The sequence below is a fragment of the Methylobacterium isbiliense genome (genome assembly GCF_022179325.1).
GTDB classification, from domain to species: Bacteria; Pseudomonadota; Alphaproteobacteria; order Rhizobiales; family Beijerinckiaceae; genus Methylobacterium; species Methylobacterium isbiliense.
In genome coordinates, this window is the sequence record NZ_BPQQ01000003.1 from 23836 (window position 1) to 39473 (window position 15638).

14 protein-coding genes are annotated in these 15638 nt (G+C 73.0%); 8 read left to right on the plus strand and 6 right to left on the minus strand.

What is annotated here, in order from left to right; genetic code table 11:
- Positions 1 to 125 precede the first annotated feature (125 nt).
- The 6 genes from MFF61_RS01310 to MFF61_RS01335 form a co-directional block, all read right to left on the minus strand.
- The gene (locus tag MFF61_RS01310; protein ID WP_238233303.1) at positions 126 to 830 is read right to left on the minus strand and encodes a response regulator transcription factor; all 705 of its coding nucleotides are present in this window, start codon (positions 828 to 830) and stop codon (positions 126 to 128) included.
- A gap of 78 nt (positions 831 to 908) precedes the next feature.
- The gene (locus MFF61_RS01315) at positions 909 to 2468 is read right to left on the minus strand and encodes a sensor histidine kinase (RefSeq protein WP_238233304.1); all 1560 of its coding nucleotides are present in this window, start codon (positions 2466 to 2468) and stop codon (positions 909 to 911) included.
- A gap of 179 nt (positions 2469 to 2647) precedes the next feature.
- Positions 2648 to 3466 (minus strand): formylmethanofuran dehydrogenase subunit C, encoded by an 819-nt coding sequence (locus MFF61_RS01320; protein ID WP_238233305.1) that lies wholly within the window; start codon positions 3464 to 3466, stop codon positions 2648 to 2650.
- A gap of 10 nt (positions 3467 to 3476) precedes the next feature.
- Complete coding sequence (gene fhcD / locus MFF61_RS01325) at positions 3477 to 4412, minus strand: formylmethanofuran--tetrahydromethanopterin N-formyltransferase (RefSeq protein ID WP_238233306.1); 936 nt, start codon at positions 4410 to 4412, stop codon at positions 3477 to 3479.
- Between the two features lie 2 nt (positions 4413 to 4414).
- Positions 4415 to 6046, minus strand: coding sequence for a formylmethanofuran dehydrogenase subunit A (locus tag MFF61_RS01330; protein WP_238233307.1), 1632 nt, complete (start codon positions 6044 to 6046; stop codon positions 4415 to 4417).
- Entirely contained in the window at positions 6040 to 7128 is a 1089-nt protein-coding gene (locus tag MFF61_RS01335; protein ID WP_238233308.1) for a molybdopterin-binding domain-containing protein, read from the minus strand. The genes MFF61_RS01330 and MFF61_RS01335 overlap by 7 nt, the downstream gene beginning before the upstream one ends.
- Positions 7129 to 7487: 359 nt before the next feature.
- Here MFF61_RS01335 and MFF61_RS01340 point away from each other — a divergent pair, with 359 nt between their 5' ends.
- From MFF61_RS01340 to MFF61_RS01375, 8 genes are all read left to right on the plus strand, one after another.
- Positions 7488 to 8813 (plus strand): hypothetical protein, encoded by a 1326-nt coding sequence (locus tag MFF61_RS01340; RefSeq protein WP_238233309.1) that lies wholly within the window; start codon positions 7488 to 7490, stop codon positions 8811 to 8813.
- A complete protein-coding gene (locus MFF61_RS01345) occupies positions 8810 to 9001 on the plus strand; it encodes a hypothetical protein (protein WP_238233310.1) in 192 nt (63 codons plus the stop codon). Before MFF61_RS01340 ends, MFF61_RS01345 begins: the two co-directional genes overlap by 4 nt.
- Positions 9002 to 9399: 398 nt before the next feature.
- A complete protein-coding gene (locus tag MFF61_RS01350; protein ID WP_306423368.1) occupies positions 9400 to 10350 on the plus strand; it encodes a beta-ribofuranosylaminobenzene 5'-phosphate synthase family protein in 951 nt (316 codons plus the stop codon).
- A gap of 153 nt (positions 10351 to 10503) precedes the next feature.
- Complete coding sequence (locus tag MFF61_RS01355; protein WP_238233378.1) at positions 10504 to 11397, plus strand: NAD(P)-dependent methylenetetrahydromethanopterin dehydrogenase; 894 nt, start codon at positions 10504 to 10506, stop codon at positions 11395 to 11397.
- Between the two features lie 34 nt (positions 11398 to 11431).
- Positions 11432 to 12604 carry an ATP-grasp domain-containing protein gene (locus tag MFF61_RS01360; protein WP_238233312.1) on the plus strand — a complete coding sequence of 391 codons (1173 nt, stop codon included), beginning with the start codon at positions 11432 to 11434 and terminating at the stop codon, positions 12602 to 12604.
- A gap of 103 nt (positions 12605 to 12707) precedes the next feature.
- Positions 12708 to 13682 (plus strand): methenyltetrahydromethanopterin cyclohydrolase, encoded by a 975-nt coding sequence (gene mch, locus MFF61_RS01365; protein WP_238233313.1) that lies wholly within the window; start codon positions 12708 to 12710, stop codon positions 13680 to 13682.
- A 31-nt stretch (positions 13683 to 13713) separates the two neighbouring features.
- Entirely contained in the window at positions 13714 to 14628 is a 915-nt protein-coding gene (locus MFF61_RS01370; RefSeq protein ID WP_238233314.1) for an ATP-grasp domain-containing protein, read from the plus strand.
- 8 nt (positions 14629 to 14636) lie between these two features.
- On the plus strand, positions 14637 to 15545 hold the full coding sequence (locus MFF61_RS01375) for a triphosphoribosyl-dephospho-CoA synthase (RefSeq protein WP_238233315.1): 909 nt from the start codon (positions 14637 to 14639) through the stop codon (positions 15543 to 15545).
- Positions 15546 to 15638: the final 93 nt, after the last annotated feature.

A 15638-nucleotide genomic window follows, 5' to 3' on the forward strand; every position in this document is an offset into this window, starting at 1 on the left:
TTTCCGCTCGGGCGCGCGGAGCGTGGCCGTCCCCTCATAGGGTGGTCTTATTGTGCCGGTTCGGCGCGGGGTTAGGCGCGATGGATCGCGCCCCAAACAATTCCGTGAGCGGTCAATCGCCCCCTTCAGTGCCGGAAGCCGGGCTCGCGCAGGTCGAGCATGAAGCCCTTGCCCCGCACCGTGACGATGGCCGGGCCGCCGAGCCGCGCGATGTCGCCGAGCTTGGTGCGCAGGTAGCCGACATAGACGTCGACCACGTTGAGCGACAGGCCGCCCTGGCTCGCCCACAGCCGGTCGAAGATGTCGCCCCGGTTCACCGGGCGGTTGGCCTGCTCCATCAGGATGCCGAGCAGCTCCGCCTCGCGCTGGGTGAGGCGGGCGGTGGTCTCGCCGAAGCGCACCTGCCGGGTGGCGAAGTCGAGGGAGAGGCGCCCGGCCGCGACGAGGGTGCGCGGCTCGCCGGCCGCGCGGCGGCGCTGCAGGTGGGTGCGCAGGCGCGCCAGCAATTCGTCGAACGAGAACGGCTTGACGATGTAGTCGTCGGCCCCGAGGGCGAGGCCGTCGACCCGGTCGCCGACCTCGTCCTTGGCGCTCAGGAACAGGATCGTCCCCGGATAGCCGCCCTCGCGCAGGGAGCGGCAGACGTCGTGGCCCGAGCCGTCCGGCAGCATGATGTCGAGGAGCACGGCCTCCGGCACGCGCTCGCGCGCCGCCGCGAGCGCCTCGTCGACGCCCCCCGCGAGATTGACCGAGAACCCCTCGGCGCTCAGGCCCCGCGCCAGCATGGCGCGGATGTCGCCGTCATCCTCGACGATCAGTACGCTCGTCATGCGGGTTCGCTCACGCCGCGTCCTCCCCCGATCGTCCCACTCGGCCGTCATCGGCTCCGGCCGTGATTGGCTCTGCCGTCATGCGGGCAGTTCCAGGCTGACCCGGGCGCCGCGCTCGCCCGGACCGCCCGAGCCGAGGCGGATGACGCCATCATGGCGTTCGACGACCCAGCGCGCCAGTGCCAATCCGATGCCGAAACCCTGCGCCGGGGAGGAGTTGCCGCCGCGGCGGAAGCGCTCGAACAGGCCGTCGGCGTCGGGCGGGAAGCCCGTGCCGTCATCCGCCACCGTCACCTCGGCGCCGCCGGGCCGCGCCGCGAGCGTGACCCAGACCCGCGTCGCCCCGGCGGCATGGCGCAGCGCGTTGTCGATCAGCCCCTCGACGACCTGGCGCAGCCATTCGGGATCGGCCTGGATCTCGACATCGGTCTCGCTCGGGTGGAAGGCGAGGGCGATGCGGCGGCGCTGCGCCTCCGAGGCGCAGTTCTCCACCGCCTCGGCCAGCACGCCCGCGAGGCCGACCGGGCGGCGCTCCAGCTCGATCTGTCCGGATTCCGAGCGGGCGATGCGCAGCATGTCGCCCACCCGGCGGTGCAGGCGCAGCGCCCGCTTGCGGATCGTGGCGATGACCGGCCGGAAGCTGTCGGGCGTCTCGGGCGAGCGCGCGGCAAGGTCGCACTCGCCCAGGATAACGGTGAGCGGCGTGCGCAGCTCGTGGCTGACATCGGCGAAGAAGCGGCGGCGCGAGCGGTCGATCTCCTCCAGCCGGGCGTTGGCGGCGCGCAGGTCGGCGGTCGCCCGCGCCACCGTCTCCTCCAGCACGGCCCGGTCGGCGGCCACGCGCGCCTCGCGCCGCTTGAGCCGCGCCGCCATGCGGTTGAAGCTCGCTACGAGCAGGCCGAGTTCGTCGCGGGTCGGCACCGGGAGCCGCGTGTCGAGCTCGCCCCGCCCGATGGCGCTCGCGCCGGCCCGGATGTCCTCGATGCGCTTGAGCAGCGGCCGGGTCAGGGTGCGGTGGACGAGGACGAGCACGATCACGGCGAGCCCCGCCATGGCGAGCGCGATCGCCCGCAGGCGCAGGGTCAGCGCCCGCACCTCGGCGGCGGAGGCCTCCACGGCCCGGCGCTCGGCCTCGACCAGGAAGGTGAGGGGCTGGCCGGTCACCGCCCCGAAGGCGTTGAGCGCCCCGCGGATCGCGTCCGTGCGCTTGGCCGGGTCGGGCTCGCGCTGGATCTGCGCCACCTGCCGGTCGAGCATGGCGCGAGCGGCGCGCAGGCGCGAGAGCGGGCGCGAGCGGGTGGCGTATTGCACGCGGTCGAGCATGGCGCCGCTCCCGGCGATGGCGCGGCTCAGCCCCTCGTCCACCGCGTTGAGCGCCCGGTCGACGTCGTTGCGGGCATTGGTCAGGCGCTCGGGCCGGCTCGGGTTCTCGCCCACCGCCTCCACGGCCGCGAGGCCGAACTCGGTGAGGCGCCCGGACAATTCGGCGATGAGTTCGAGGCGCACCTGCGCGGCCAGGGTGGCGTCGAGCGTGCGCTCCGCCGCGTAGAGCGACCAGACCAGCGCGCCCGCCGCCAGCACCACGAGCGCGGCCGCACTCCCGACCAGAAGCCCGAACCGAACCCGCAGCGACCCCATCCGGCCCTCCCTGTCGCCGCATTCTGGCACGGCGGCGAGCGCGCATGGTCAGCCGGGCTCGTCAGGCCGCGTCGAGGTCCCGCGCGGCGCGGCAACACGGCGGACAGCAACACGGCGGACAGGATGTGCACGCGGCGGCGGGCACGCCTCACAGTGCCGCCGGCCGCCGCGGGCTGAGATCACCCCAGCGGCGTGAACAACTCCCCTTTGCCGAGGGTCGCGAGGTCGCCGGCGCGGCGGGCGAGCGGGGCGCGGGCGAGCGCGGCAAAACGCGGATCGAGCGTCACCGCGTCGAGGGCCAGCGCGTCGAGGGCCTTGGCCAGCAGACGCAGGAAGACGAGGTCCTGCGTCCCGGTCTCCACGAAGGTCGGCAGCAGGGCGCCGTGGCGCTCCACCAGCACGGTGCCGCGGCGCATGCCGTAGCCCGGATGGTCGCCGATCGTGCCGGCCACCAGCGTGCCGGCGACCATGCGGGCGCCGGCGAGGTCGCCCGCGCGCTCCGCGACGATCAGGCCGCCGCGCATGCGGTCGCCGAGCCGGTCGCCCGCCCGGCCGCCGATGACCAGGGTCGCGCCGTCGAGGCCGCCCATCGCCCCGTGCACCGCACCGCCCGCGCTCGCGCCGGCATCCCCCGCGATGGCGATGAGGCCTCCCTTGGCCCCGGTGCCCGCGAAGGGGCCGGCCGAGCCCGAGACGCGGATCGTGCCCGCCCTCATGCCCGCTCCGAGGCGCTGCCCCACGTCGCCCTCGACCGTGATGGTGCCTCCGGCGAGGGCCTCCCCGACCCGGTCGAGCCGGTCCGAGCCGCCCGCGAGGCGCAGTTCCTCCCCGCCGTCGAGCGCCAGGCTGAAGCAATCGCCGAGGACGAGGCCGAGGCGGCTCGTGCCGACCGGCAGCCGCGCGGCCTCGGCCTCCGACAGGCCGGCGAGCCGGTCCGGCGTGATGCCGGAGAGGTCGAGCCGCTCGGGCGGCGCGTGGCGCAGGGTGAGGACGCTCATGGGGGAACGCTCATGCCGCCGCCCCATCGATGAGGTCGCGCAGGTGGAAGTGATGGCGCCCGAGATTGCCGCCGTAATTGCCGGCCGTGACCGCCACGAGGCCGAGGGGACCGCCGGCCGCGGTGGCGGCGTGGAGCGCCGCCCGCATGGAGCGCGAGATCGCCGCCGCCGAGAGACCGTCGATGACGATCTCCAGCACTACGTTGACCTCCGGGGGCAGGGCGGAGCCCGCCCGGCCCTTCAGGGTGGGGCAATAGGCGTCGTTGGTGGAGGCCATCATGCCCTTGGTGCGCGCCCCGACCTTCGAGCCCGAGCGCACGATGCCGCCCGGGAAGGGCAGGATCACGTCCGGCACCGCGCGCGCCGCCGCCACGGCGATCTCGGCCACCGTCAGGGTGTCGGCGAAGGCCCGGCCGAGAAACAGCAGGTTGCCGCCGCCCACCGCCCCCTCGATGGTCGGGACGGAGTGCTCGCACAGGAATTCGCCGTCCATCACGGGCGTGCGCCAGAAGCGCCGGCCGCCGTAGCGCTTGGCCACCGCGAAGCCGTCGCCGAACATCCGGATCGCGCCGCCGAGCGTGATCGCCTTGCCGCGGTGGGGATCGTCCCAGGCGATGCCCGCATAGGCCGCGCTGCCCGGCGAGGTGAGGACGCATTGCCCGACGCGCTTGAGGAGCTGCGCCTTCAGGCCTCCGGCATCGAAGCCGAACAGCAGCACGCGCACGCCGGGCCGCCCGTCCGGCGTCTCCTCCGGCGCCAGCACCGCGTCGATGCCGGCCTCCGCGCCGCAGCCGATCACCGAGGTGGCGAAGCCCGTCATGGTGGTGGCGGCGATCATCGCCCAGTCGGGCGTCTCGGCGGTGAGCACGAGGGCCGTGCCCGCCATGTCGAAGGCCTCCGCGAAGGTGTCCTCGACCCGGATGCCATTGAGAGTGAGGTCCGCCATCGTCAGCCCCGCAGGCCCACGGGCTCGAAGGCGTGGTCTTCCGCGAAGGCCGCATCGGGCACCGCGAAGGCGTCGAGGCCGGCCCCGAACCGGCCCTGCAGGTAGGCGTCGGTGCGCCGGGCCATACCGGGATCGGCCTCGACGGCGAGGCTCAGCGTCCGCCCGTCGCGGGGCGCGGTCACCGCGCCGTCCTCCACGATCACGATCCCGTCCTTGAACACCCGGTGGGCGGCGGAGAACATCGCGGTGCGGTCGGTCTGGTCGCGGTAGATCGCGACGTCCGCCCGGGCGCCGGGGCGCAGGTGCCCGCGGTCGGACAGCCCGAGGAGCTTGGCCGGCCCCGAGCGGGTGAGCTGCGCCACCTCGCTGAACCCGTACTCGCGGGTGAGCGCGTGCAGCCCCGAGCGCTCGGCCGCGACCTTCGGGTGGCGGGCCAGTTCCCGGTCGCGCGTCTCCTTGTCCATGAGGAGGTGGAGAATGCGCGGATAGGCCGTGAAGGGGCCGCCGTTCGGGTGGTCGGTGGTCAGGATCGTGCGCTCCGGATCGGGGGAGAGCAGCATCAGTTCGAGCCCGATGGCGAATTGCAGCGAGGAGGTCGGCCCGCGGTCGCGGTAGCGGAACGGGACGATGCCGCCGCCCTCCGCGTCCCCCGCGGTCAGGATCCACTTCTTCGGGTTCGCGCCCTTGCGGCCGGCGAACTGGCGCAGGATGTCGAGCGAGATGGTGCAGGTCTGCCCGAACACCACCTGGCCGACATCGAGGGTGGCGTGGGGGTGGCGGGCCAGCGCCTCGGCGATCCGCGGCGCCGCCGAGGTGAAGCCGCCGCCGAGCGGGTTCTGCGGATCGAGCGCCGCGTAGGCGTAGAACTGCGCGTGCGCGAAGTGGATGCGCCGGCCCTCCGCGGCCTCCAGCGTCTCGACGAAGCTGTCGTCGGCCCCCGGCAGGCCGAGATTGCTGCAATGGACGTGCAGCGGATGGGGCACGCCCAGGCTCTCGACGGCGGTGAGCAGCCCGTCGAGGATTGTTCGCGACGTGAGCCCGTAGGCCGGCACCTCGTCGTCGAGGGCGAAGCGCACCGCCCCGTCCTTGAAGGCCTCGGCGCCGCCCGCGTTGATGACCTTGACCCCGAGCGCCCGGGTGGTGGCGAGGTTGAGCGCCACGAGGTCGCGCACCGCGTTCGCCCCGGCCTTCTCGCGCAGGAGCTGGAGCAGGTGGTCGTCGTTGCCCATCACGCACAGGCCGGCCCGGTCGAGGAGCGGGATGTCGGCGAGTTCGAGCTGGGTCGCGAGGGCGTTCGCGGGCGGCATCGCCGGCTCGACCGCGGTGGTGTAGCCCATCCGGGCGTAGAGGGCGCCGATCTCGGACCCCGAGCCGTGCGGGTTGAGGGCGTCGGCGGATTCGGCGACCCCGAGTTCGGGCAGGAGCAGGCGCGAGAGCACCACGTTGCCGCCCGCGATGTGCGAGTGCACCTCGATGCCGCCGGCCATCACGACGCAGCCTTCGGCCTCCACGGTGTGGTCGGGGGCGCGGTCGGAGGCCGCGACGATGCGGCCGTCCTCGATCCAGACGTCGCCGACGGCGTCGCGCCCGGCGGTCGGGTCGACCACCCGGCCGCCACGGATACGGGTCAGCATGAGGCGGAACGCTCCTGGACGGGTTGCCCTTGGGCAGGCGTGAGGCGGGCGTGAAGGGCGCCGAGCACCGCGGCGGCGGAGGGCAGGGCGCCGGGCTTGGCCGCCGGATGCCACGCGATGGCGGCGCGGCGCGGATGCCAGAGGGCGCCGCCGAGGCTCTCGCCCGGCACGCCGACCGCGATCACCACATCGGCCTCGCCGCCCGTGACCGGCTCGCCCTGCGCCGCGCCGAGGAGCGCGACGCCGGGCAGCGCCCGCAGCCAGGCCGGGCGGGGGCAGGGCAGGGAGGCGAGCCAGAGCGCCGCGTCGGCCTCGCCCGCCGCCGCCTGCCGGGCGGCGTCGAAGCGCCAGGGATCGTGCTCGGGAAAGCCGCGGCCGAAGCCGACCCGCGGCCCCTGCGCGGTCGTCCAGGCGGCGACCTGCGCGATCGCGCGGCCCTGATGGGGGTCGGAGAGGGGCAGGGCGAAGGCCCGGGTCGTCTCGTTGAGGTCCCGCGCGAGGCCGTTCAGCATCTCGGCGCCGAGCGCGCCGGTCTCGGCCGGATCGTAGAGCAGCACCGCGTAAAGGGCGGCGCGCAGCCGCGCCGCGAGATCGGCGAGCGGCCCGTCGCCCGCCATCCGGCCCGCCGCATGCGCCCGCAGGAGCCCGATCGCCGCCGGCAGGCCCGCCTCGCCCGCCGCGTAGTCGGCTCCCTGCCCGGAGGCGAGGGAGAGGAGGGTGCGGGGCGCCCCCGCCGCCCGGCCGCGGGTCGGGCCGGAGGCCGCGAGGTCGGCCAGGATCGGCGCGCCGGCGGCGCCGTCGCCCAGCACGAGCACGAGGTCGGCCCGCCCGACCGCCTCGGCCGGGGTGGTGGTCATGGCCCCGCCCGCCGCGAGCGCGCCGAGATCGGCGTAGAGCCCGGGGGAGGCGGCGGGATCGAGCGAGGCGCCCAGCGCGCGGGCGAGCCGGAAGGCGGCGCGCAACGCCGCGACCTCGGCGCCGAGGCCGGCGATCACGGGCGCCCGGGCCCCGCGCAGGAGGTCGGCGGCCGCCGTGATCGCCGCGTCGGCATCCGCCGCTTGGCCCTTGACCCAGGCTGTCATCCGCCCTCGCAACCCTCGCCGGCGCCGGACCGGCTTCCAGATCCGCCGCGGCGTTGATCGCCGCCCTGTCGTGCGGATACCGCCGCCGGGCATCGCCCGGGGGGTCCGGCACGTTTGCATCCGGGCCTCCGGGCAGGCAAGTCCCCCTGAAAGTCGGGGCTCGCACGGGGAGGCCGGCCGGATCCGCCGCGCGCTGCGCGATCCCGGCCCGGCGACGGCAGGCGCCATCCGGCCGAAGCCCGGTGACATCGGCACAGCTTACCCTAGGATAAAGGCGAGCGAATCACGCTATCCGACCGCACAGCAGCGGCCCAGCAAGGTCCAGTTCGGCGACTTTGTGGCGCCAGGATTCCCGCACGATGACGACAGAGATCGTAGTTCTCAACAGACTCGGCGTGGCACTGGCTACGGACAGTGCGGTGACCATCAGCGATGGCGATCGAACAAAGATTTTCAACACCGCGGACAAGCTTTTCGAGCTCAGCCCCGTTCACCCGGTTGGAATCATGGTGAACGGCAACATGGATTGCATGGGAGTACCTTGGGAGATCATCATCAAGGACTTCCGGGAACAATGCGGCAGGAGTCAACGCCGCAATTCGAGGGAATGGCTGGAAGCATTCCTGAAATTCGTCGAAACCTACCCAACGCTCAACAAATCGATCGCTGACAGGAATCGATTAAATCAGATATTGAACATCTGCAATCAAGTCAAGGATCGATTTCTGGACAAAATCCTTGAGACGAGCAGAAAATCGGGTCGACTCGACAAATCCATGCTCGTCGAGGATCTTCTGCTGAGCGTCATAGACACGATCAGCAAACACTACGACAGCCTGCATCGCGCCGACAGTCTGTCCGACATCACGGCAGATGAAGTATGCGAGATCTATCAGGGGCTATACGAGAGAGTTATACCGAGAATATTTGAAAGGCGACTTTCGGAGGAAGAGTACAATGCTTTGATAAGTTTGATCACAAAGGGCATCATGTCTACCAGTTTCTCCGATTATTCGAGTGGAATTGTCGTTGCTGGTTATGGTTCGGATAGCGTCTTTCCGAGCGTCGCCTCGGTGGAGGTCGACGGACTGATCAAAGAACGATTGAAGTACACCACGATCAACACCGAGGACGAGAACAACGCGGGTGATATCGGCCGCGTGTTCTCCTTCGCGCAGACGGATGTCACGGAGCGCCTGCTCGGAGGCGCCGATCCTGAGTTCATCGAGAGAACAGCCGACTACATCGAAAAATCCTTTCGCACGCTGGCCTCGGACATCGAGCAGAAATTTAGACCGCGTAGAGTGCGGGAATCGGAGGATCGAACCCGCTCCAAGATCATAGCAGCCGCAGCCAAGGCCGTTGCTGACGAGTATCTCCAGAAGACGTCACAGGAGCTCAAGAAGCAACTCACCATCGAGTTCGACCGCATGATCGCGCTCATGCCGAAGCAGGAGATCATCGATCTCGCCGAAGCCCTTGTCAGCATCACGGCGGCGGAGCGGAAAGCCACGTCGGACGAGGGAACAGTCGGAGGCCCCGTGGATGTCGCACTGATTACTAAACACGAAGGCTTCGTGTGGATAAAGCGCAAGTATTACTTCGACGGCCACTTGAATCCACGTTACTTCTGGCGTAGATATGATCCCGCAGCCGCCGCGCAAGCGCACGAGGGGCAATCATGAGCAAGAATTACACAACGTCGAAGGACAATCGCCATATCCGGCACGTAACATCGCTTCGCGGCGCGGAATTCGACAAGGAGATGAAACAGGTAGTGGATCGATCCGTTGCCGCCCTGGAAAATCAGATGGAGAAGATTTTCGAACGCTACAATAGACCCACCAGCAAGAAGACCGCCGACGTCGAATGATGTTCGTGTTTTTCGACCCGGATGCGGCGGCAAATCGCTCCCTGCATGACGGCGAACGCTTGAGCATCAAAGCTTTCCGCTGTCGATCGACAGCCACCGCTTCTTTGAGGCAATCAGAGAGGCAGAGAACCTTTTGACCTGAGATCGATCCGGCCCGACTGGACAATCGTCGCCTTCTCGTCGCGCGGCGAGATGCAAGCCCTCGATACACTGTGAAGCGACGCGGCCGCAGGCAGCGCAAGCTTGGAAGAGTGTTGACGCGATCCGATCCCGCGCCGGCACGCAGATTGGTGCTCCTCCGCTTGGGCAAAAGCGGCTAATGCGCCCTATGATCGGTTCTGGCATCGGGCGCGAGAGGATGGGGATTGGCTGAGGCGGCAGGCACACCGCAGGGGACCGTGCGGGTTCGCGCGCCGGCCCGGCTGCATTTCGGCTTCCTCGATCTCCACGGCGGCCTGGGCCGGCGCTTCGGCAGCATCGGCCTCGCCCTGGATGCGCCCGGCATCGACCTGACGGTGGCGCCCGCCGGCCACCTCACCGTCGCGGGCGGCGGACCGGCGGCGGAGGCGGAGCACGGCCGCGTGCGCGCCTATGCGGAGGCGGCGGCCCGGCAGCTCGGCGTGCCGGCCGCCGGGGCCTTCGCGCTGCGCGAGGTGATTCCGGCCCATGCGGGCTTCGGCTCGGGCACGCAGCTCGCGCTCAGCGTCGCGGCCGGGCTCGCGCACCTGCACGCGGCGCCCTTCTCGCCCGAGGCCTTCGCGGCGGTGCTCGACCGGGGCAACCGCTCGGGGGTCGGGCTCGCCGCCTTCGTGACCGGCGGGCTGATCGTCGACGGGGGGCGCGACGCCAGCGGGGCGCCGCCGCCGGTCGTGTCGCGCCTCGCCTATCCGGAGGCGTGGCGCGTCGTGCTGCTGCTCGATCCCGGATCGACCGGCGTGCACGGCGCCGAGGAACGCCACGCCTTCCAGACCCTGCCGCGCTTTCCCGCGGGCGAGGCGGCGGAGATCTGCCGCATCGTGCTGATGCAGGTGCTGCCGGCCGCCGCGGCGGGCGCGGCCGAGCCGTTCGGGCAGGGCGTCACCGAGATCCAGCGGCGCATCGGCGACTACTTCGCCCCCCACCAGGGCGGGCGCTTCGCCAGCCCGGCCGTGGCGGCGGCGCTGGCCGAGGTGGAGGCGCTCGGGGTGGCGGGCTTCGGCCAGTCCTCGTGGGGCCCCACCGGCTTCGCGCTGGCCGGCACGCCCCCGGAGGCGGAGGCGCTGGCGGCCCGCCTGCGGAAGAACCACCCGGCGCTCACCGTGGTGGTGGCGCGCGGGCGCAATCACGGCGCCACCGTCTCGGCGGCCTGACGGCCGCGTCTCGGCGGCCTGACGGCCGCGGCTCGGAACCGCGCGCCTGCCCGAAAGTACGGATCGAAGGCGGGGCGAGAGCGTGGTTGTTCCAGCCGGACCGCCGCCTTCCGCCGCGCCGACCGGGAGAGACCCGTCATGAAGAGACCCGTCATGGCCCGCTCGATCCTGCACATGCTCACTCCCCTCAAGCACATGAGCCCCTTCGACGTGAACATGGCGGCGGATGCGGGCTTCGAGGTGCTCGCCGCCTACACGGGCGTCGCGCTGGCGGAGGTCGGGCCGCTCGTGCAGGATTCGATCTTCTCGCGCAGCCCGCAGGACGGGGTGCGCACCGGCGTGTTCATCGCGGGCAAGAACGCCGAGGAAGCCCTCGACATGATGGACCGGGCGCGCAAGGCGTTCGTCCCGCCCTTCGCCAACCACATCTTCGCCGACCCGGCCGGCTCCTTCACGACCGGCGCCGCCATGGTGGCGCTGGTCCACAAGGCGCTGCGCGAGCGGTTCTCCGCCGGGCTGGCGCAGCAGCGCATCGTGATCTTCGGCGGCGCCGGGGTGGTGGCCTACGTGGCGGCGGTGATCGGGGCACTGGAAGGCGCGCGCCCGGTGCTGGTCGGGCATGACGGGCAGGAGCGCGTGGGCAAGATCGCCGCCACCATGAAGTGGCGCTTCGACATCGACGTCGAGGCGGTGGACGGCTCCAGCCCCGAGGCGCGCCGCGCCGCGATCGGGCAGGCCGACGTCATCCTGTCGGCCGGCCCCGCCGGGGTGGCGATCCTGTCGGCGGAGGATCTGGACCATGCGCCGCGGCTCAAGGTCGCCTCCGACGTGAACGCCGTGCCGCCGGCCGGCATCGCCGGGATCGACGTCAACGCCGCCTGCGAGCCGCTGCCGGGGGGCCGCGGGGTCGGCATCGGCGCGCTCGCCGTCGGCGACGTGAAGTACCGGACGCAGGCCGGCCTGTTCCGGCGCATGCTGGCCGCGTCCGAGCCCCTCTGCCTCGACTTCCGCGACGCGTTCCGGCTCGCCGTCGAGATCGCCAGCTGACGGCATGGCGGGCGGGGCCGAGGCGCGAGCGGGCATGCCGCCACAGGGGGACGCCGTCCTGATCGCCGCCCAGTCGGGGCGGGCGCTGGCGGCCGCGGCGCGGCGGGCGGGCCTGCGCCCCTTCGTGGCCGACCTGTTCGGCGACGCGGACACCCTCGCGCTCGCCGCCTCGCACCGCCTCGTGTCGGGCCGCTTCGGCGCAGGGCCGGGCGCCCGCAGCCTGCTCGCGGCGCTCGACGACCTCGCCCGCGAGGCCGGCCCGGTCCTCGGCGTGGTGCTCGGCAGCGGCTTCGAGGGCGCCCCGGCCCTGATGGCGGCGATCGCCGCCCGCCACCGGCTGCTCGGCGCCGCACCGGATTGCGTGCGCCGCCTCAAGGACCCGCTGCACCTCGCCGGCCTCTGCGCGCGCCTCGCCATCCCCCATCCGCCGGTCTCGCTCGCCTCCGTGCCCGATCCGGCTTCCTGGCTGCTCAAGCGGCCGGGAGGGTCGGGCGGCGGGCACATCCGGCCGGCCCCCGCCGGGCCGCCGCCCGCGGGCGCCTACCTGCAGCGCAGGGTGCCGGGCCGGGCCCTCTCCCTGAACATTCTGGCCGACGGGCGCGACCTGCGGGTCCTCGCCGCCACCGCGCAATGGGCGGCGCCGACGCGGGCGCGTCCCTTCCGCTACGCCGGCGCGGTCGATCCGGGCGACATGCCGGCGGGCGTGCACGCGGCCGCCGCCCGCGCCCTCGCGGCCCTGGTGGCGGAGACGGGGCTGTGCGGCCTCGCCAGCGCCGACCTCGCGGTGGACGGGACCGGGTGGTGGCTCCTCGAAGTCAATCCGCGCCCCGGCGCCACCCTCGACGTGCTCGACCGCCGCGGCGCGCCGCTCCTCGCCCGCCACATCGCGGCCGCAAGCGGGCATCTCGGGCCGGACCTCGCCCCGCCGGCGGATGCGGCGGCGACGCAGATCTGCTACGCCGACCGCACCCTGGCGGCGGTGCCGCCGCTGGCTTGGCCGGATTTCGTGATGGACCGGCCGCGGGCCGGCAGCCGCCTCGTCGCCGGCGCCCCGGTCTGCACGGTCTACGCGGCGGGACGCGACGCCGCCGCGGCCCGCCGCGCCCTGCGCTCCCGCCTGGCGGCGGTGGGCGCCCTCCTGCCCGGGGCCTTCCTGGCGGCGGATGACGCGTCGCCAGCCGGGATGCGAGGGGCCGCCGCGTGTTGACCGAAAACCCTGGGACCGCGTTCCCAAACCTGATTAGCTCCACGCCCGCTCGCACAGCCTGCGGCGGCATCTCACCGGACGACGCCCCGAGGGAGACCCCGTCATGAGTTCCACCACCGTCCGTCCGAGCGTCAACGCGCTGGCGACGCCCCTCGTCGAAGCCCTGGTCGCCGACGCCCCGCGGCTGCGCCTCACCGTGTCGGCGAACCGCGGCGAGGCCCGGCTCGTCGATGCGGGCGCGAGCGCCCTGGGCTCGATCGAGGCCGGCCGGCGCATCGCCGAGATCTGCCTCGGCGGTCTCGGCACCGTCACGGTGGCGCCGGCAGGCCCGGTGGCGGCGTGGCCCTTCACCGTGACGGTGCACGCGGCCGACCCGGTGCTCGCCTGCCTGGGCAGCCAGTACGCCGGCTGGAGCCTTCAGGACGAGGGCGGCTCGTCCGGCTTCTTCGCGCTGGGCTCCGGCCCCGGCCGCGCCGCCGCCGCGGCGGAACATCTGTTCGAGGAACTCCACTACCGGGACACCGCCACGCAGATCGCGCTGGTGCTCGAATCCGCCAGCCCGCCGCCGCCCTCCGTGGTCGCCCGCGTGGCTGAGGCCGCCCGGGTCAAGCCGGAGGACGTGACCTTCATCTACGCGCCGACCCAGAGCCTCGCGGGCTCGACCCAGGTGGTCGCCCGGGTGCTAGAGGTGGCCCTCCACAAGGCGCATACGGTCGGCTTCGACCTCGGGGCGATCGTCGACGGGATCGGCGCCGCCCCCTTGAGCCCGCCCCATCCGGACTTCATCCAGGCCATGGGCCGCACCAACGACGCCATCATCTACGGCGGGCGGGTGCAGCTCTACGTCGATGCGGACGACGCCGACGCGCGGGGCCTCGCGGAGGCGCTGCCGAGCACGACCTCCCGCGACCACGGCGCCCCCTTCGCGGAGATCTTCGCCCGCTTCAACGGCGACTTCTACGCCATCGATTCCCACCTCTTCAGCCCGGCCGAAGTCGTCGTGACCTCGGTGCGCACGGGCGCGAGCCACCGCGCCGGCCGGCTGATGCCCGAGATGGTGGCGCGCTCCTTCGGCTGAGCGCCGCCGCCCCGATCAGGAGACGTCCCGGATGCGGATCGCCCTCGCGGCCGACAACGGCGCCTGGCACAAGGCGCGCCTGCGCGCGGCGCTGACCCGGCTCGGGGCCGAGCCGGTGCTGCTCTCGCTCGCCGACGTGACGATCGAGACCGGCGCGGGCGAGCCGCTGCGGGTGCCGGGCTTCCCCGGCGGCCTGCCGGACGGGGTCCTGCTGCGCACCATCGCGGGGGGCACCTTCGAGGCGACGACGCTGCGGCTCGGCGTGCTGCACGCGCTCTCGGCCGCCGGCACGGTGGTCTGGAACGGCCCCGCGGCGATCGAGCGCTCCGTCGACAAGGCGATGACCAGCCTGCTGCTCGCCCGCCACGGCATCCCGACCCCTGAGACCTTCGTGCTCTCGCGCCGCGAGGCCGCCGCCGCCCTGGTGGCGCGGGAGGCCGGCCCCGGCCGGCCGCTGGTGCTCAAGCCCCTGTTCGGCTCGCAGGGGGAGGGGCTGCAGCTCGTGGAGCGGCCCGAGGACCTGCCGCCCGAGGAACTCGTCGGGCGCGTCTACTACCTGCAGCGCTACATCGCCCGGCGCGACGGCGCGTGGCAGGATTACCGGGTCTTCGTCTGCGACGGGCGCGCAGTGGCGGGGATGATCCGCGAGGGCGACGGCTGGATCACCAACGTGCACCGGGGCGGCCGGCCGCTGCCCTGGGCGGTGCCCGCCCGCGCCGCCGCCCTCGCCGAGGCCGCCGCCACGGCGGTCGGGGTCGGCTACACGGGGATCGACCTCGTGGAGGACGGCGAGGGCGGCTTCCTCGTGCTGGAGGTCAACAGCATGCCGGCCTGGTCGGGCCTGCAGCAGGTGACGCCGGTCGACATCGCCGAGACCGTGGCGCGGGGCTTCCTGGCGGCGGTGCGCGCCCGCGCCCCCGGCCCCCGCCTCGTCGCACACGGGTGAGGGGTCTCGTGACCGGACCGGCGACCGACGCGGCCCTCGCGCCGGAGGCGGTGGCGGACGCCTACCGGGCGGCCTGCCGGGCGGAACTCGCGGCGCTCAAGGTCGGCAACGTCCACGTCTACGCCGCGGGTCACCGCATGACGCTCGCCGATTTCGAGGCGAGCGCCGCGGTCTCGGCGGGCCCGCTCGCGCGCGGGGGCGCCAGGGTGGGTGCGCGGGTCGAGGGGGCGGTCGCCGCCACCCGCGCGGCGGTGGGCCAGAACACCAATCTCGGCATCGTGCTGCTCTGCGCCCCGCTCGCCGCCGCGGCCGAGCGGCCCGGCCCCCTGCGGGCGGGCCTGCGCGCCGTCCTGGCCGGCCTCGACGCGGCGGATGCCGCGGGCGTGTTCGCGGCGATCCGGCTCGCCAATCCCGGCGGGCTCGGACGCGCGGCGCGCCACGACGTCGCCGCGGCCGCACCCCCCCCGCCCTTGGCGGAGGCGATGGCGGAGGCGGCGCCGCGCGACCGCATCGCCCGCGCCTACGTGAGCGGCTTCGCCGACCTGTTCGAGACCGGCCTGCCGGCGCTGGCGCACGCACGGGCGCAGGGGCTCGCCGAGCCCTGGACCACCACGGCCGTCCACCTCGCCTACCTCACCGCCTTTCCCGACAGCCACATCGCCCGGAAGTTCGGCCTCGCCCGGGCCGAGGCGGTGCGGGCGGAAGCCGAGGCCGCGCTCGCCGGCCTCGCCCTCGGGGAGGGGGCGGTGGAGGCCCTCCTCGCCCACGACCGCCACCTCAAGCAGGCCGGCCTCAATCCCGGAACCAGCGCCGACCTGACCGTCGCGACGCTCTTTCTCGACATGCTGCTGTGCAGCAAAGCCGGCGAAGTTTCGAAGATTGAAACGACTGAAAGGCAACCTGCCAAAAAGTCCTAATCGGCTTGCGGCCAGTGCCGCCAATATTGGCGAAAATCGTGACGCTCCGCGGACTTGGCGGCTTGTTCGATGTCCGGCACCGCTGTAGGGTCC